The sequence below is a fragment of the Paenibacillus amylolyticus genome, assembly GCF_003719335.1.
In the GTDB taxonomy this organism is placed as follows: domain Bacteria; phylum Bacillota; class Bacilli; order Paenibacillales; family Paenibacillaceae; genus Paenibacillus; species Paenibacillus amylolyticus_D.
Map to the genome: position 1 here is coordinate 191,246 of NZ_RIAS01000010.1, position 17,899 is coordinate 209,144.

General features: G+C 47.2%; 14 protein-coding genes. 10 read left to right on the forward strand and 4 right to left on the reverse strand.

What is annotated here, in order from left to right:
- Nucleotides 1-85 precede the first annotated feature (85 nt).
- On the reverse strand, nt 86-1,840 hold the full coding sequence (locus tag EC604_RS18575) for an alpha-glycosidase (RefSeq protein ID WP_123065570.1): 1,755 nt from the start codon (nt 1,838-1,840) through the stop codon (nt 86-88).
- A 362-nt stretch (nt 1,841-2,202) separates the two neighbouring features.
- Between EC604_RS18575 and EC604_RS18580 the strand changes: the two genes are divergently transcribed.
- The 6 genes from EC604_RS18580 (at nt 2,203) to EC604_RS18605 (ending at nt 9,941) form a co-directional block, all read left to right on the forward strand.
- Nucleotides 2,203-2,886, forward strand: coding sequence for a response regulator transcription factor (locus EC604_RS18580; RefSeq protein WP_123065571.1), 684 nt, complete (start codon nt 2,203-2,205; stop codon nt 2,884-2,886).
- Complete coding sequence (locus tag EC604_RS18585) at nt 2,886-4,469, forward strand: HAMP domain-containing sensor histidine kinase (protein ID WP_240037012.1); 1,584 nt, start codon at nt 2,886-2,888, stop codon at nt 4,467-4,469. The genes EC604_RS18580 and EC604_RS18585 overlap by 1 nt, the downstream gene beginning before the upstream one ends.
- Before the next feature lie 97 nt (nt 4,470-4,566).
- Nucleotides 4,567-5,481 (forward strand): ABC transporter ATP-binding protein, encoded by a 915-nt coding sequence (locus EC604_RS18590; protein WP_090918727.1) that lies wholly within the window; start codon nt 4,567-4,569, stop codon nt 5,479-5,481.
- Nucleotides 5,478-6,194 (forward strand): ABC transporter permease, encoded by a 717-nt coding sequence (locus EC604_RS18595; protein ID WP_123065573.1) that lies wholly within the window; start codon nt 5,478-5,480, stop codon nt 6,192-6,194. Before EC604_RS18590 ends, EC604_RS18595 begins: the two co-directional genes overlap by 4 nt.
- 1 nt (nt 6,195) lies before the next feature.
- Nucleotides 6,196-6,930 carry an ABC transporter permease gene (locus EC604_RS18600; protein ID WP_123065574.1) on the forward strand — a complete coding sequence of 245 codons (735 nt, stop codon included), beginning with the start codon at nt 6,196-6,198 and terminating at the stop codon, nt 6,928-6,930.
- Nucleotides 6,931-7,232: 302 nt separating this feature from the next.
- Complete coding sequence (locus tag EC604_RS18605) at nt 7,233-9,941, forward strand: PAS domain-containing hybrid sensor histidine kinase/response regulator (RefSeq protein WP_123065575.1); 2,709 nt, start codon at nt 7,233-7,235, stop codon at nt 9,939-9,941.
- A gap of 167 nt (nt 9,942-10,108) precedes the next feature.
- Here EC604_RS18605 and EC604_RS18610 read toward each other — a convergent pair whose 3' ends face one another.
- Nucleotides 10,109-11,062 (reverse strand): L-lactate dehydrogenase, encoded by a 954-nt coding sequence (locus EC604_RS18610; RefSeq protein ID WP_123065576.1) that lies wholly within the window; start codon nt 11,060-11,062, stop codon nt 10,109-10,111.
- 579 nt (nt 11,063-11,641) lie between these two features.
- Here EC604_RS18610 and EC604_RS18615 point away from each other — a divergent pair.
- Nucleotides 11,642-12,337 (forward strand): hypothetical protein, encoded by a 696-nt coding sequence (locus EC604_RS18615; RefSeq protein WP_151458097.1) that lies wholly within the window; start codon nt 11,642-11,644, stop codon nt 12,335-12,337.
- Nucleotides 12,338-12,470: 133 nt separating this feature from the next.
- Entirely contained in the window at nt 12,471-13,301 is an 831-nt protein-coding gene (locus EC604_RS18620) for a serine/threonine protein kinase (protein ID WP_240037014.1), read from the forward strand.
- 184 nt (nt 13,302-13,485) lie between these two features.
- Here EC604_RS18620 and EC604_RS18625 read toward each other — a convergent pair whose 3' ends face one another.
- Nucleotides 13,486-13,695 carry a hypothetical protein gene (locus EC604_RS18625; protein WP_123065578.1) on the reverse strand — a complete coding sequence of 70 codons (210 nt, stop codon included), beginning with the start codon at nt 13,693-13,695 and terminating at the stop codon, nt 13,486-13,488.
- 209 nt (nt 13,696-13,904) lie between these two features.
- On the opposite strand from EC604_RS18625, the gene map reads away from it, so the two are divergent.
- Nucleotides 13,905-14,651, forward strand: coding sequence for a type I methionyl aminopeptidase (gene map, locus EC604_RS18630; RefSeq protein ID WP_123065579.1), 747 nt, complete (start codon nt 13,905-13,907; stop codon nt 14,649-14,651).
- Between the two features lie 365 nt (nt 14,652-15,016).
- Nucleotides 15,017-16,030 carry an NADP-dependent oxidoreductase gene (locus EC604_RS18635; RefSeq protein WP_123065580.1) on the forward strand — a complete coding sequence of 338 codons (1,014 nt, stop codon included), beginning with the start codon at nt 15,017-15,019 and terminating at the stop codon, nt 16,028-16,030.
- Nucleotides 16,031-16,453: 423 nt separating this feature from the next.
- On the opposite strand, the gene EC604_RS18640 is transcribed toward EC604_RS18635, so the two are convergent.
- Complete coding sequence (locus EC604_RS18640) at nt 16,454-16,939, reverse strand: CcdC family protein (protein ID WP_192895131.1); 486 nt, start codon at nt 16,937-16,939, stop codon at nt 16,454-16,456.
- Between the last annotated feature and the right edge of the window lie 960 nt (nt 16,940-17,899).

A 17,899-nucleotide genomic window follows, 5' to 3' on the forward strand; every position in this document is an offset into this window, starting at 1 on the left:
TTCAGTGTGCCTAAACCAGCCAGATAGCAATCAACCCATCATAATTGGAGAAGGCAGTTAGTTATGGTGAGTTTCAAAATTCCATCTACTTTATTTCTGTGCGAATCACGGCATATCCGTAAGCAGGCAGTTCAATCGCAAGCATACCGTCTTCCAGAGCGGTGCGATGGTTGCCCTCAAACAGTTCCGTCCAAGGCTGCTCCCCTGCGTCCAGTTCAACGATGGCCGTTTCCTCAGAACGGTTGAACAGAATGAGGATGCGTTCCTCGTCACTTTGCCGCTCCATCACAAGCTGGCTGCCGCCTTCCTGAGCTTGCAGGAAACGAATGGTTCCTGCTGCACGCAGTGCAGGATGAGCATGGCGCAGAGCAATCAACTTTTGATAAAAGTGAAGTAGCTCCCGATCCTGCTTCGCTTCGTCCCACTCCATGCATTTGCGGCATCCCGGATCATGTTCGCCGTCGAGCCCAATCTCGTCACCATAATAGATACATGGGGCTCCCATATAACTGAACTGGAACAAGGCAGCCAGCTTCATCTTGCGTTGATCGCCCTCACACAAGGTGAGCAGGCGCGGGGTGTCATGACTGTCGAGCAAGTTGAATGCCACCTCGCTCGCTTGAAGTGGGTAGCGGGATAGCTGGCGGCCAAGGGCACTCGCGAATTGTTCCGCGTGCATCTTATCTTCCACAAAGAAATGATTGACGGCAGCGGTGAACGGATAGTTCATGGCGGCATCGAACTGGTCACCTTGCAGCCAGGAAGAAGATTCATTCCATATCTCACCCAATATATAGGCATCCGGGTTGGCCGCTTTAACAACTCGTCTAAAATCTCTCCAGAAAGCATTATCCACTTCATCAGCCACATCAAGACGCCAGCCGTCCGTACCAACTTCCTTGATCCAATATTCGGCTACTTCGAGCAAGTAGGCCTTCACATCTGGATTCTCTGTATTCAATTTGGGCATATGAGGTTCAAAGCCAAATGTCTCATAAGTTGGAATGCCATCCTTCACGTCCAACGGGAATTCATGTACGTGAAACCAGTCCTTGTATTTGGACTGAGCACCATGCTTTTGTACGTCAACAAAAGGAGCAAACGTTTTACCAGAATGATTAAACACGGCATCCAGCAGCACACGAATACCACGTTCATGACACAACTTCACCAGACGCTTCACCGTGTCAGCATCACCGAAATGGCGGTCTACACGCAGATAGTCTTCGGTATCATATTTATGATTGGTTGTGGCTTCAAAAATTGGCGTGAAATAAATCGCATTAATGCCCAATTCACTGAGGTAATCGAGGTGGTCGATTACGCCCTGCAGGTCACCGCCAAAGAAATTAAAGGGTGTGGGTTCACCACCCCAAGGTTCAACCTCTTCGGGATTGATATCCGGGTTGCCATTGGCAAACCGCTCGGGGAAAATCTGATAAAACACAGCATCTTTCACCCACGCTGGGGGTGTGAATACAGCTCCGGCATGAAGATACGGGAATTGGAACATGCGGCCTGGATCATCCGGCTCCTCCTCTTGGAAATCCGTCTCGGTCATCCAGATGTGTTCTTTTCCACTTTTGAGCAAAAAAGCATACTTCAATCGATGATACGGAGGTTTCACTTCCCCCTCGTAGTAGTCAAACATAGAGTCTGACGTCAATTTGGTCAGAGGAACCATATCTCTTGTTTCCTCCCACGCGTATTTGTCTCCAGTCAGAGCATACACCTCGGTGAGATCATTCTTTTTGGCACGCAGACGCAGACGAATCGTATCCTGATCATAGGCATAGGCCCAGTTTCGTTTCGGTTGGTGAAAGATGGCTTCAAGCAGCATATGTAATTCCTCCTGTCCGATATGAATGAAGTAAGCAGAAACCAATTAATTTAATGTAGATTAAATATGCTAGTAGTACAGGTGGTATGTAGACATCATGCTCAATGGTATAGCTTCATATTACGTGACTGCAGATTGCGTTATAATAGGGTATGAACAGAGGGGACTGGCTCCAAACGAGTGACATGGAATGCACTGAAACCTAGACAACGAACATTGTAGCTTGTGCATTCGGGCTTGAATTTAATCTGGTGCGAAAGCTCGCCCATTCAAAATTAAAGGGCATAAAATTCATATAGATAAGTAATGCTGCCCAGGTATATCATTAACCCAATGAGGATGGAAAGGAAACGAGTACATAGATGAAAACCAAACTGTTATACATTGAGGACGATACGGAAATCGCAACATGGGTGAGAGAAGACTTGGAGGAGCGTGGGTATGAGGTCGTTTGGCTTGGGAGTGGTGAAGGGGCCACCGAGGCAGTGGCAGACTGCGCCCTAGTCATCCTGGATGTCATGTTGCCAGGGTTGGACGGATTTACGGTAGGCCAGCGATTAAAAAAAGAATATCCTGCTGTGCCCATCGTCATGCTCTCGGCCAGAACATCCATTGATGACAAGTTGCATGGACTTGATTTTGCCGATGATTACGTGACCAAACCGTTTCATCCGGACGAGCTTGCAGCGCGAATTGAGGTTCAACTGCGGAAGGCAGGAGCGGTAGCTTCAAGTGAAGCGGTACTTAAACTGGATCATCTGTCGATCTATGAGCGGGATAACCGGATCGTCAATGAACAGACAGGGGAAGAGATTATTTTATCGGGTAAACAGTTCCACATCTTCGCTTATTTACTTCGGCATATGGGCATGATCCGCACCAAAGAACAGATCTATGAGGCGGTTTGGAACGAGTCTTATCTGGATGGGGACAAAACGTTGATGGTGCACATCCGGCATCTGCGCGAGAAGTTGGAACTTGATCCGGCCAATCCTGTCATTATTCAGACGGTACGCGGTGTTGGCTATCGCGTGAAGAAACCATGATGAAGTGGATTAGAGAACGGAAGTTAAGAAAGTCTGAACTGAACAGAGGCAGTAAAACAGAACAGCCTATCCGTCCCAAAATAAAGTTTGGGCGATCTCTGATGTCCAGATACATGCTTCTGATTTTGGCAGCGGTACTGTTTGTACCTGTTGTGGTGCCGCTGGTAGCAACGGCTTTTATTGTGGTCATCAATAACGTAAGCTCTAGTGAAGAAGCGCCTTACGGAAACGCTGACCAAATTACCGAACTGTGGGCCATGGAATCCAAAAAACTGGGCGGGGCTTCTGACCAAATCATAGATAAACGGATGAAAGAACTGCAGGAGAAATACCCTAAATCAGCTATGTATCGTGTAGATGCGGCAGGCAGAACGATGTTAGTGCTTGGTGGTGAAGAGGCGGAGGTACTAAAATCTAAGTCATTAAATCCTTCAGTCACCTCGGAAGGGGAGCCGGAGTCTTTAAATACAGATGTCATTCTGAAGTGGTCATTGGCAACTGGAGAAAAAGCAGAGACTCGGATCCCGGCAATATGGACACCAAATGATGCGGTTCAGTTTATGAAGCAAGCCTTCTATCGCGATCCTCTAACCGTGGTTTCTTTTATTGGCGGAGGAAATGTGAATAAGGGACAAGGGTTTATGGTGATTGAAGTCCCTCGTGAGCTCATTCAAAACCTCACCAATAACGGGCTATTAGAATTCATCTATTTTGGAGCAGTGATGCTGATTGTGTTTGTGATCTTTATTGTGATGTCCGTTCTGTTCTTTGCTAAAATTCGCAAACGACTGATTCACTTGCAATCTGCCATGGTTACCCCGAGCAAGGAGGGCATACCGCTTCCAGTGGACATTAACAGATCGGATGAAATTGGACATTTGGAGGAATCCTTTAACCAGATGGTATATCAGTTAACGGATAGCCTCCAGCGTGAGCGGGAAGAGGAGCAGCTTCGCAAACGGCTGGTGGCGGGTTTATCACATGATCTGAGAACACCGTTGACGGTAATTCGCGGACATATGCATGCACTGCATAAAGAAAACCTAAGTGAGCAAGGCGTGCGGGCACTGAGTCGGATGGAAGGCAAGATACAGGATCTTGGTGAACTGATCGACAATTTGCTCACGTATAATCTGCTGACTAGTGGAAGATACACTTTAAAACTGGAGCAGAAGGATGCACTGCGTATGATAAGAGAAGCTGCTGCTTCATGGTATCCGGTGTGGGAGAAGGAAGAGTTTGAGATCGATATCGATCTGCCTGAAACTCCGCTAATCTGGGATGTAGATGCGCAAGGGCTACGGCGTGTGCTGGATAATCTGTTCCAAAATGTAGTTCGTCATGCGGCGAGCGGAAAGTATATTCGCATTTTCACGGAGCAGATTCAGGGCCGAACTGCCGTAGTGATCGAGGATCGCGGGCCGGGGATTCAACCGGATTCGGGTACGAAGGGCACAGGACTTGGCTTGTCCATTGTCGATTTGCTGATTCGTGAGATGGGTTTGCGGAAGCGGGTAGATAGCTCGGATGCGGGTGTCCGCACCTATCTATACAGCGGCAAAGAGAATGATCGGGAAGTTTGAACGCAGGGAGAAGAGGTTTCTTTTTAAACTAAACTTAACCTTGGACGTACGCTTGCTTTAACCTTGGAGGGTTACGATAGTTCCGAGGTGATGATGAATGAGCGAAAATATTATTCAAACAGCGAATTTATGGAAAACATACAAGGACCGCGCGGCGGTTCGTGAACTTGATCTTCATATTAAAAAGGGAGATATCTACGGCTTCCTTGGTCCCAACGGTGCCGGCAAAACAACAACGATCCGCATGCTTCTTGGCTTGATCAAACCGACCAAAGGGGTCATCAGGGTCTTCGACAAAGATATTCGTAAGGACCGTATGGACATTTTGCGTCGCGTAGGTTCTTTGGTAGAGTACCCCTCGTATTATGGTCATCTGAATGCGGTAGAGAATCTTGAGGTGCTGCGTCGCATCATCAATGTACCCAAGTCAAGGATTGCGGAAGTGTTATCTATTGTTGATCTGACGAAAGATGCTAAACGAAATGTAAAAGGGTATTCCCTTGGCATGAAACAGCGTTTGGGTATTGCCAGCGCGCTGCTCGGTGAACCGGAATTGCTTATTCTGGATGAGCCAACGAACGGACTTGACCCAGCGGGGATTCAGGAGATTCGGGAACTCATCAAACGTATGCCGCTGGAGCATGGCATCACTGTTCTTGTATCCAGTCACTTGCTGAGTGAAGTCGAGCAGATGGCGAGCCGTGTCGGCATTATACGAGATGGCAAAATGGTGATGCAGGATACGATGGCAAGTCTGCATAGTCAGACAGGCAGCTCAATCAGGCTTACGGTGTCGGAACCGGAGGCAGCCATGAAGCTTGCTCGTGAGCAGGGGCAATTTGGTCAGAGGCAGGGTGCTGAGCTTACCTTCCCCTACATGGATAACAGCGCAGTTGCACTGCTGGTGCGTCGTTTAATTGAACAGGATCATGATGTATACCGGGTCGAAGAACAGAGACAGTCTTTGGAGGATCTCTTCATGCGTGTCATTGGCGAGGGGGCTTCGCTATGACAGGACGTGCATTGTCAGCCGACTGGCTTAAAATTCGTGGTAAAGGCATCTGGTTTCTGGTGTTTCTTGCCCCAATCGGGTTAACGGCCATGCAGGCTTTGAATTTCGGATTACGACTGGATTATCTGAAAGAGCAGTATGCCGATAATTTGTGGGGAGGTCTGCTGGGTAACGTAATTGTTTTTGTGCCACTCGCTTTAATGCTGGGTGCGACCATTCTGAGTTCGATGATAGCTGGAATAGAGCATGAGCAGGGGTCGTGGAAGCAACTTTTGGCGATGCCGATTAAAAGACCAGCCGTTTATCTTGCAAAGTTTCTGCTGGCTTGTGTGCTGCTAATGATATCATGTCTGTTGTTAACCGCGGGGGTTGTTGGACTGGGGCTTGTGCTTGGTTTCGATGCCAAAGATATACCGTGGGCACAGGCGCTGAAGCTGGGGCTTATGCCGCTTGCAGGCGCACTGCCTGTATTGTCCATTGAATTATGGTTTACGCTGGTATCCAAAAATCAGGCGCTACCGGTTACATTCGGCATTATTCTTGCCATCACCGGTATGTTTTCACTCAGCATCTCTCCACATTTTCCACTTGCTTGGGCACAAATGGCTTGGAGCGCGCCTAACGCGTACCTATATGCAGGAATGGGTGCAGGTTTAGCAATCATCATTCTGCTGACAGGTATGATACACTTCAGCCGGAAGGATGTGGCCTGATATGAATTTTGCAGCAACCTATTTTCGTATCTTATCTGCGGAACGTTTGAAAATGGCAAAATCGCCGATCTCGCTTTTGGTTCTGATCAGTCCGTTAATCGCACTGCTCATTGGTCTGCTGTCTTCCCCATCGGGTGACTGGAGAGCATTGATGTCAGCCATGGTGATGATTCATGGTATGCTTTTGTTACCGATGCTAACAGGTGTATTCACCTCATTTGTATGTCGTTTTGAACATGCAGGGGGCGGATGGAAACAACTCTTGGTTTTGCCACTTACACGTACAGGTGTGTATTTAGGCAAATTCACGATTGTGTTACTGCTCCTGGCTGGTACACAGTTGCTTCTATTCGGAAGTATCGTATTGACAGGGTTAATCCATGGCATGGCAACCCCGGTACCTTGGGGATTCCTTGTCAGCAAAATGCTGCTTGGACTTCTGGCATGTATCCCGCTGGCGGCATTACAGATGTTTGTGTCTCTGATCTGGAGCAGCTTCGCCGCGCCGCTTGCCTTGAATTTTGCGCTAACGATACCTAATATTTTGGTTGCAAACTCCGCAACGTATGGGCCATATTATCCATGGGCACAGCCGATGATTCTGATGCTTCCCATCGAGGGCACAGGGTTCGGTGCATTCAATGTTCCGCTCGGTACACTTTTGACCGTAGTTGGGGGGAGCGCCGCGTTGTTTATTGCGATTGGCATGATTTATTTTTCGAAGAAGGAAGTATAAAGCTTAAGTACGATGAGAATAACAAATGAACCTTCCTGAGGCTGCGCATCCAATGATTTGGTATGCAGACAGTCTCAGTTTTTTTATATTATGCGATAAAGATATAATTCCATCTTTTGCATGCCCAGTGATGTGAATTTTATCCTATTTGATAAGCAAAATGAGACGAGAATCTGGTAAAATAAAAAAAGCTGTTTCTAGTCAGTCGAACATGGTTATTCGAGGGTAAGCCTGTTACAGCCAGAAGTGGCGTATATGCAGTGTGAAAAGAAGATTTTGGCTGAGAAAAGAGGGGTAAGCCTTTGGAGCGTAATAAAACGGAAACCCTGAAACGAATTATTTCTGAGGGTAGCTCTTACCGATCATTGTTTTTTAACCACCCGGATGCCATCTATGTGATGGACGTTGAAGGGAATCATATGGATGCTAACCCTTCCTTTGAACGGTTATCCGGCTACAAAATTGGAGAGCTTGCAGGGGTGAGTCGGGATCGCATCAGCCCGCCTGAAAGTGAAAAGAGACGAGTACAATTCATTGAAGAAGTGCTGGCTGGACATTCAGTCAGTGAATCGATGGCGTTTTATCATAAAGATGGTACTGTGAAACATGCACAGGTGACCTATATACCTATAACAGAAGGTGATGAGGTCGTCGGCATCTACGGAATTGCCAAGGATGTCACGGACAAGGTTATCATCGAGCAGGAACTGCAGGAGACACAGGAGAAGTATCAGGTGCTGGCCGAGCATGCACAAGATCTGATTACAACCTGTGCCATAGATGGCGAACTCCTGTATGTGTCTCCATCTGTTCGTACACTGCTTGGTTATGAGCCGGAGGAAGTCACAGGAAAATCATTTAAATCTTACTGTTACCCGGGGGATTATCCTGACCCTTTGCCCATTTCGAATATTGGTAATGGGTGCAAGATGAGGGTGCTGCACAAGGATGGTCACTACATCTGGATGGAGACATTGGCGAAACCCGTGGCTGGCGAGCTTGGCAAGATAACGCAAATTGTCAGCATCAGCAGGGATATTACCCAGCAGATGGATGCTGACAGACGTCTCCGCGAGAGTCGTGAACGTTACAAGTCATTGTTTGAATATAATCCGGCTGCGGTATACTCCCTCGATCTGGAAGGGAACTATAGTGCTGTGAACAGTAATATGGTGCAGATGCTTGATATCCCGCGCAGCAAGCTGATCGGGCAGTCCTTTCTGTCGAATTTGGATAAAAGAGAAATGCACAAAGGTGAAGCCTGTTTTGAGCTTGTGAAGCAGGGGCAAGCCCAATACTATGAGTCTCGTGTTGTGAGTTCCAGTGGCCGAAAGATCGAAGTTTCAGTAACCAATGTGCCCATCATTGTAGATAACGAAATGGTGGGTGCTTACGGTATAGTATCGGATATTACGGAGCGCAAGGAATACACAGAGCGTATTCAGGAGCTGAGCAAGCAGCATGAGTTGATTCTCAATACCGTTACCGAAGGAATCTACGGCCTCGATGCGGATGGTATTACGATGTTCATGAATCCGGCGGCGGCATCCATGTTTGGTTATGAAGCACATGAATTCATTGGCAAAAGTTCACACCCGATTATCCATCACACCCGTGCAGACGGAAGTTATTTTCCAAAAGAAGAATGTCCGATTCATATGACGGTGCTCGATGGTCATGCGCGTTCAGTGACGGAGGATGTGTTCTGGCGAAAAGACGGGAGCAGTTTCCTCGTCCAATATCAGGTTACTCCGATTATTGATGAAGGTCAGATTCGTGGTGCGGTAGTTGTCTTTAATGACGTTACCGGTGAACGTGAAATTGTTCGCGCCAAGGAAACGGCTGAGCTGGCTGCACAGGCCAAGTCCGAATTTCTTTCGCTCGTCAGCCACGAAATCCGGACACCCATGAACGGCATTGTAGGAATGACCGAGCTATTGGTGGGTACAGACTTGTCAGAGGAGCAGCGGGAGTATGCTCAGATCATTCAAGAGAGCGGCGATGCACTGCTGAACATCCTGAATGATATTCTGGACTTCAGTAAGCTGGAGTCGGGTAAAATGGCCCTGGCCTACGAGCCGTTCTCGCTGCGCAAGATGCTGGAGCAGGTCGCGGAGCTGTTCAAGCCGCGGGCAGACGAGAAACATCTGGATATTCGTTTTCGTCTGAATCCGAATATCCCCGATTATATGGCAGGAGATTCCATGCGAATAAGGCAGATTCTAGTGAATCTTGTGGGCAACGCACTGAAATTCACAGATCAGGGAAGTATTGATGTCACGGTAGATATCATCAAGGGGAGCAAGCCTGAGGATACTGTCCTTGATTTTGCGGTGGAGGATACGGGTATTGGTATTCCTGCGGACAAGCTGGATCAGCTATTCCAGTCGTTCTCGCAACTACATCCGGTAATTAATCGCAAATACGGCGGTACTGGACTTGGGCTGGTGATCTCCAAGAGACTTGTTGAAATTATGGGTGGAAGCATTAGTGTGGAGAGTACCGAAGGAGAAGGTTCCGTTTTCCGGTTTGCCATTCCGACGACGCGAGTTGAAGCATCAGGTGAAAAGTCAGCAAGTGAGTTCCAGCATGACCGCACACGTCAAAGTGACAAGGTGGCAATGCGTATTCTCGTAGCGGAAGATCATCCGGTCAACCGGAAGATTCTACAGGAATATTTGGAGAAGCTGGGCTATGAGGCTGATGTGTGCACTAACGGTGTAGAGGCGATTGATGCCATCTCGCAGAATGCCTATGATATTGTGCTGATGGATATTCATATGCCTGTTATGGACGGGCTCAAAGCTACGAATTTGCTGCATCGGTTAATTCCACAGGATCGGATTCCTCCGATTATTGCCGTAACAGGCAATTCCAGGCGGGAAGATAAAGAGGCCTGTCTGGAGATTGGCATGCGGGACTTTATCAGCAAGCCGGTGATGCTAAGTGAATTGAAGCGTGTCCTCCAGCAATGGGGACCGTCTGATGAGCCGCGAATCGGGCCTAGTTAAGTGGATATGCATGTGATTATCATTGGATTAAGTCCAACGGATTAAAAATTTAGTGTAGAAGAACAACCTTCATTTCCACAGTGTGGTGAAATGAAGGTTGTTTTTTGTGTTCTATTTTGTAACAAGCTCATGGATTAAACCTGTTGTTATTCAGAAGTTACGGAGACTCAGGCTAGGGTTAGGCGGTTAATATTACCGGACAAAATTTCACAGGAACGCTCGAATTTCTCAACCTCTGCTTGATCGAGATTTAATTCGATAATCTCTTGAATGCCGCCTTCCCCGATGATTGCAGGGACTCCTGCACAAACATTCCGCTGTCCATATTCGCCATCGAGAATCGCGGATACGGCAATAATTTTATGCTCGTCATTCAGGATGGAGCGAGTAATATGGGCAAGTGCATTCCCGATGCCAAATTGGGTCGAACCTTTACGGGTAAAAATTTCCCAGCCCGCATCCTTCGTTTTTTTGGCGATATCGTCCAGATCCAGATGTTTGAACCGTTCCTTGTGTTGATCCAAAATATGCAGAATAGGCTTGCCTCCGATGGTAACATGTGACCAGGCCACGAATTGGGACTCGCCGTGCTCACCGAGTGCGTAGCCGTGTACGCTGCGCGGGTCGATGGAGAATACCTCGGAGAGCAGTGTTTTGAGCCTTGAAGAATCAATCGAAGTCCCCGTCCCGATAACACGCTCACGTGGCAAACCGGACAATTTCCATACCATATACGTAACAATGTCCACGGGGTTGGCTGCGACAACAAAGATGCCGTTAAAACCACTGTTCATGATCGGAACTACGATATCTTTGGCAATGGACTCTGCTTCCTCCAGAACATCCAGTCTTGTCTGTCCAGGCTTTGGATTGGCTCCTGCGGTCAAAATAATGACATCCATACTGCCGCAATCGGCATACGTTCCCGCGTACACTTTCGTTCGGTTATGTGTAAAGTCCATGCAATGGGAAAAATCGAGTGCCTGTGCTACAGCACGGTCATACGTCCGATCGACCATCATAATCTCCCTGCATATCGATTGATTGATCATCGAATATGCACAACTTGAACCTACAAGACCCGCCCCGATGACTGCTACTTTCCCTGATTTGCCTAACACTGCCTTCAGCCTCCGTTTACATTGGATTTATCCGTTACTTGATTATTGTTATGTTAAGTATAGTGCTTTATTTTATGCCGACATTCAATTCTACGTTACATAAGATAACACAAGGGAAAGCGATACAGCAATGATTCCCTCTGTCGCGGGAGCGTGTTGGAGTAGTGGAGTTAACAAAATTGACATCAATTCGATGCACTCCGAAATTTAGACGGCATTTTCATATACTGTTTTCGACACGACAGCATTCCTGTAGCTTGTCGGATGAAGGAGATTTTATGCGAAATATATACCTGACAAAAGTTCTTATGAATCCCTAGAAACAGAACTAAACCGTCAAAGGGTTCTGCAAGTAGACTGACGAATACTTACCGACATGCAAAGAGAGAAGCACTGGCGGGTTACATGAGGAAGGTTGTTTTGGGTTGTTTAAGGTTTCATGTTTCATGTGCATAGTCCAATGTTGTGCAAGACAAAGTGTAAGAGAAAGGTCACCCGATCCGATGACAGTTCGTTGCAGGAGCGCTAAAGTCGTTATTTTGCAAGCCCAAAAGACTTCATACCGGGAGGGAATTTATGATGATTGAAGAAGTAGGAGCAACGACGGAAACGGCCAAGAGCCTGGGTATAGGTGCCAGTACTCTTCGTAAATATGCGGCAGCACTTGAGGAGCAGGGATACCGCTTCGAACGTTCTGCGAATAAATCCAGATTGTTCAAATCCGATGATATCGAGTGCATTGAACGTCTGATGACTGAGCTTAGAGAGCATAACCTGCCTCTGGCTGATGCGGTGGTTACGGTGCTGTCTCCAGCAGAAGGGAAAACAGAACAGCAGTCTGTCCAAGCCATTCGTGAGCAAACAGAGCAGGAATGTGCTGTAGCCAGTACGGTCTTATCTGGATCTAATCCGTTACCGCCGCTGGAAGTGGATCAGTATGGGCAATTGAGATCCTATGAAGGGCTCGGCCAGCTTGTAAGTGAGGTCACCTACGGTGCGGTAGAACCCAAGGAGGAACAGGAAGATCGCGTTCAGGTGCTGCAGCACCGGGTGGATGAACTGGAGCTGACACTCCAGCATCTGGCGGAGACTCATCTTGCGCTTCAGGAACAGATGGAGAAGCAACGTCAGTGGATGAACGAAAAGCTGGAGGAGGAACGAGACCGCGAACTCGTGACGAATTTGCGCAGTTATCAGGGACGTAAACGGAAGTCCAAAATCACTTCGCTTCGCATGTTATTTGGCTTGATGCCAAAGAAACATAAAGAAGCCTAAGTGATTCTGCATGATGGATGATCGTGATTTCATATGTATAGCCTGCTATAATTAGCTCCAATACAACATGAAGTCCAGCCGCTGATCAGCCGTTTCTCATGACAGGAAACCGGATCAGACATCAGAAGCTGGCGTGGGAGGCAACGTGGAGCTGGAGCGAAGCTGGCAAAGATTGCTCGGTTTATTTACAGATCGCCCTAGGCGGCAAGGAACGGTTGTAGGGGATCGTTATGTGATACGGGAGCTTCTAGGCATGGGGAGTTATGGACTGACCTATCTGTGCGTGGATCAGCAGACTGGAAGGGAAGTCGCGTTGAAGGAATCGAAACCGAGTAAGGGGAAGCTTGCTGCGAGGCTGCTGAACAGGGAAACGGATGTATTACAGCATCTGTATCACCCGGCAATTCCTAAGCTTTTGGATACTTTTAACGTGCGAAGACAGAATTATATGGTGACAGAGTATGTCTGCGGACAGACGCTGGAACAATTGATCTTCGAAGAAGGTCAGCAATATACAGAGCGTCAATGCGTGGAACTCGCTTCTCAGCTATTGGCTCCGGTAGCTCATGTACATGAGCAGGGATTCATTCATGGCGACGTGCGAATCCCTAACGTCATTATACGAGAGGGACGAGTGCATTTAATTGATTTTGGCCTGGCAAGACGCTTGGGGGAGCCGTTGTTGCCAGAGTTGAAACGCCGAATGAAAGATGTGCCTGAGCCTGAAGATGAACCGGCTGTACCAGATCAGGATCTGCAGGATATCGGTCACTTTTTGCTTTTCATGCTGTACTCCGCCTATGAGCCGCAGGTAGGCAGCACTCCTGCCAGCTGGCAAGAAGAGCTTCGGCTTACGCCTGAACTGCATGAGATGCTGGAGCGATTGCTTGGGCTTCGCCCAGGTTATGTTGGCGGGACGGAAGAGTTACAGCATGAGATGGATCGTTTGAGAGCGTTGCTGTAGAAGTAGAAGAGCGAAGTAAGGGTTCATATCAAATAAAAAGCAGGGGTGTTCCGAAGACCGTGTGTACGGTATCGATGGAACACCCCTTTGTTATATCTGGTGGTTAAGAGTCAGATTCAATCAGAGTTGAGCAAAGTTAGACCATAGCTCATTGGGCATATAAATTGGGCAGGTTCAGTATCGTTTAGCTGGAGCTATACTTTCTGCTTTTGTAATACCCTGATCCATGGCGCTGATCCCTGTACTTCATATCGGATGAGGAATAGCGCTTGTAGCCGCGTTTGCCAGAGGAACTGCTGTATTTTTTATAGGAACGTCTGTTGGAAGAACTGTAACGTTTGTGGTGAGATGAGGACTTGGAGTCGATGAGTTTGCCTATGAGCTTCTTAAACATGAGTCGTTCATCCTTTCGTTTTCAGTTATTTTTATGCTAATACGTGGCTTGCCCAAGACGGTTTCGTGTTTTTGGAGAAAAAAATACTCATTCATTCACAGCTTGGCGTATAATAGGATGTTGGTTCAGTTATCGGAATTTTTTATTTTGAGCGTTTCGCGTTACAATAGAAGACAGGATAAGATCATAACGGACAAGGAGTAGTTGGCATGATCACGATAAAGACGAAAGAACAGATTGAACAAATGAGAAAAGCTGGAGAAATTCTGGCTGCGTGCCATAGAGAAATCGCAAAACTGATTCGTCCGGGGATCACGACACAGGAAATTGACCAGTTTGCAGAGGCATTTATGAAGAAAAATGGCGCTATACCGGAGCAAAAGGGATACAACGGGTACCCTTATGCGACATGCGCGTCGGTTAATGATGTGATCTGTCACGGCTTTCCGGGAAAATATGTGCTGAAAGACGGCGATATCGTTACCATCGACATGGTCGTGAATTTGGATGGCTGGCTGGCAGACTCAGCTTGGTCTTATGCTGTGGGGAATGTAAGTCCTGAAGCGCAGCATTTGCTGGACGTGACGAAAAACTCTCTATACAAAGGCATTGAGTTTGCTATTGTCGGTAACCGGATCGGAGACATCTCGCATGCCATTCAAACGTATGCTGAAGGAGAAGGTCTGTCCGTGGTTCGTGAATTTATTGGACACGGTATCGGAGAGAAGATGCATGAAGAACCTCAGGTTCCTCACTATGGCCCACCGCATCGTGGTCCGCGGCTTAAGGAAGGCATGGTCATCACCATTGAACCGATGTTGAATATTGGGACATTCCGCAGCAAGCTGGATTCAGACGGTTGGACTGCGCGTACATTGGATGGGAGTCTGTCCGCTCAGTATGAACATACCATTGCCATTACAGCCGATGGACCGGTCATTCTGACTGCGCAATAAGATGGGGTAGGGATTCAGATGGGTGGATTACACGCAACAGATGTAAGGCTACCCGCCCAGTATGAAAAGATGGTGTCATTTCACTATTGGCTAATTCATTATCACTGTGTGGTAAATTTAGTTCAGAAAAGCTATAAGGCTGGGTGACTGAGATTCCTAATAAGGATACTTGAAAAAACGATACGAAGCATGGTTTAGAACTATAATTTGACGATATTTGTATATTTCCGGGCGGCCCACGTTTGTGATCCGCCTGTTTCGGTTTAAACTATTATGAAGATCAACATAGAGCCAGTGGTGCGCCTGTGTTACTGCAGATGACAAGGGCTGACCTTGAAGCCACTGGGAATCAGGAGGTTATTTTGATGAGTGTAAACAAACAGATCGTACTGGCTTCCCGTCCTGAAGGAACCCCATCCAAAGAGAATTTTGAATTTGTTGAGAAATCGCTACCTGAACCGGAAGCTGGACAAGTGCTGGTTCGTACATTATATTTGTCGGTCGACCCGTACATGCGGGGACGAATGAAAGATACGAAATCCTATGCACCGCCGTACGCCCTGAATGAAGTCATTAAGGGAGGCGCGATCGGGCAAGTTGTGGAATCATCCGAGCCAAATTTACGCAAAGGTGATCTAGTGACGGGGATGTGGGGCTGGCAGCAATATGCTGCGGTCAATACAACAGATCTGTCACTGATTGATTCAGACGAGGCTCCAATTACAGCCTATCTCGGTGCATTGGGCCTGACAGGTTTGACCGCGTATTTCGGCATGGAGGATATCGGCAAACCCAAAGATGGAGAGACCGTTGTAGTCTCTGGTGCGGCAGGAGCTGTGGGTATGATCGCGGGTCAGATCGGTAAAATCGTCGGTGCGCGGGTGGTCGGTATTGCAGGTTCTGACGATAAATGTGCTTATCTGAGAGAAAAGCTTGGTTTCGACGTTGTGCTTAACTACAAGACGGAGCAAGATATGTCGGCAGCGATTGAAAAGGCTTGTCCTGACGGAGTCGACGTATATTTTGACAATGTTGGCGGCGATATCTCGGATGCTGTACTGCGTCATATCAATCGGAATGCACGTATTCCGCTGTGCGGACAGATCTCGTCTTATAATCTGGAGAAACCGGATATCGGCATGCGTCCACAAACGCTGCTGCTAACGAACACGGCGCTGATGAAAGGTTTTCTGCTGGGCGACTATACGAAGTCCTTCAAGGAAGGCCGTGCCAAGCTGGCTAAGTGGATTCAGGAAGGTAAACTTCAATATGAAGAGAACATTGTGAATGGTTTCGAACGGACGCCAGAAGCTTTCATCGGTCTTTTTTCCGGAGATAATCTGGGCAAACAGCTGGTGAAGGTTGCAGACCCTCAATAGATGAAGTGAAGTTAGATCATATGGGTTGATGGATGAATTAATTCATTCCGCCTATCAAAGCGACTTCCGCATGACAGTTCTGATCAAGTGGTTGCAGCCTGCGATTCTCCTATTCTCATGTTGAAGATAAAAGTAGGCATAGGAGTATAAGAGCAAAGGCTAGAACGAAAGTAAAAGTGAAACCAAAAGCGCTAAACAAAGGTTAGAATAGAAGTAGAGCAAAAATTAGAGCAAAAGTAGAGCAAAAGCAAAAGACACGTTCTCGGCACCTTTTGAAGGTGTGTTGAACGTGTCTTTATAAGTTGATGTTGATGTGATCAATGTGATTGGTAGATGCTTAATACCTTGATTGTTTAAATGTTAAAACTTTATTGCTCTAGACCTATAAAAATCATGGCAGAGCCGGAGTATTTTAGCTACCATCTAGTTCTGAACAGCGAGCACTTCCTTGTAATGTTTGTACATATACACACGCCAGCGCACAATCATACCGAACGCCAGCAGGAAGAACAGGCCGCCGGTTTGCGGAATGCTGACATATTTCTGGATGACTTCATGCAGAATCAGGCGTACAGCCAGAAGTCCTAGCAAAATGAAGGCAAAGCTGCGGGAACGTGTGGCAAAAATCTCTTCCCCTACGCGTTCAAACCGAGTACTGCGAATGAGAGGATACGAGAAAATAAACCAGCCAACCAGGAGCGCGATGAATGCCCACAATAGCGGAACATGTGTCTCTGGTACAACAAACATAAAGAAGCCTGTGCTCATGCCGAGCGGCGGAATAATAATTTTACGGATGGTGACCGGCCGGTGGCTGGCTTTCATACGAATGAAGATGGCAAGTAAGGCCATGACAAGCATGCCAACGGTCGCCCCGATTTGAAGATAGTACGGAGAGATTTGAGCCACGTAAACGCCTTCTTTCTACAATGATATGTAATCCGTAAAATCGGATAAGTACAAAATGACCTGATTTTTCAGTTCCTATTATAGCACAAACACAGGAACTCGATAGAACACATATCTTTTAAAAATGCAGGCCATGTTGATCGTTTTTATTTGGAAAATATGTAGGGAGTGTCTGTAAACTCTGAAGAAAGCAGATTTTGCCGAATTTTCGTTCCAAGCAAGGAAGTTTCCCGCAGGCGTGCCGGGGCACGTCAAGGGAAAGTGACGTAGCAGGGGGCGAAAAAGGGGGAAGATGCACTTCAGTAGGTTTCAAGACACGCCCTAGTATTGTTCCCGCTGAGTTGTCGTTTATACGAATAAGAGGAAATGAAGCAGATATACTAACAAGCGATTACTACAGATGGACAGACGTTGCACGGTATATCTCGACTATCCCGACTCAATTATCTCCTGCACACAAGCCTTGCAGGCTAACGATCGCCAGGAAGCTTATTTGCCGCATTTTGTGCTCATTTAATTCTAACGATCACGAGAAACCTTATTTTTATGAATTTCGGTCTTTTTCACGGTTTTTAGCCCAATTTTGAGAGAATAGCGTCTCTGGTGATCGTTAGAATTCCAAAAGGCTGTTTATCGAGTATATAAGGTCTGTGGTGATCGTTAGAATTTTGGCAGACGTATGGAAGTCTCACTTTGTTGAGAGGAAATTGTAGTAGTTGTAGTAGTCCGGTCAGATTCAATTAATCTGACCGGGGTTAGCTTAGTCGCGGACATGCTTGCCATGAAGTGGGGCACCGCTTGTGCTAGGAGCTGCAAGCGGTGCGGGGAACTTAATTCGTTTGGTTAGACGGGCTTCGATTACTTGGTGAAGATCAGCTCCCGAGAGTATCTTCTTTCGTTCGGTTGCTTACGAGTGTCGCGGCTGTTTTCTCTTGCTTGGATACTTAGCGTTAGCGTTGT

Excerpts from the sequence above, each read along its gene's own strand:
- EC604_RS18635 (WP_123065580.1), top strand. The coding sequence starts at position 15,017 with ATGAGTGTAAACAAACAGATCGTACTGGCTTCCCGTCCTGAAGGAACC.
- EC604_RS18575 (WP_123065570.1), bottom strand. The coding sequence starts at position 1,840 with ATGCTGCTTGAAGCCATCTTTCACCAACCGAAACGAAACTGGGCCTAT.
- EC604_RS18595 (WP_123065573.1), top strand. The coding sequence starts at position 5,478 with ATGACAGGACGTGCATTGTCAGCCGACTGGCTTAAAATTCGTGGTAAA.
- EC604_RS18580 (WP_123065571.1), top strand. The coding sequence starts at position 2,203 with ATGAAAACCAAACTGTTATACATTGAGGACGATACGGAAATCGCAACA.
- EC604_RS18585 (WP_240037012.1), top strand. The coding sequence starts at position 2,886 with ATGAAGTGGATTAGAGAACGGAAGTTAAGAAAGTCTGAACTGAACAGA.
- map (WP_123065579.1), top strand. The coding sequence starts at position 13,905 with ATGATCACGATAAAGACGAAAGAACAGATTGAACAAATGAGAAAAGCT.
- EC604_RS18590 (WP_090918727.1), top strand. The coding sequence starts at position 4,567 with ATGAGCGAAAATATTATTCAAACAGCGAATTTATGGAAAACATACAAG.
- EC604_RS18600 (WP_123065574.1), top strand. The coding sequence starts at position 6,196 with ATGAATTTTGCAGCAACCTATTTTCGTATCTTATCTGCGGAACGTTTG.
- EC604_RS18625 (WP_123065578.1), bottom strand. The coding sequence starts at position 13,695 with ATGTTTAAGAAGCTCATAGGCAAACTCATCGACTCCAAGTCCTCATCT.
- EC604_RS18615 (WP_151458097.1), top strand. The coding sequence starts at position 11,642 with ATGATTGAAGAAGTAGGAGCAACGACGGAAACGGCCAAGAGCCTGGGT.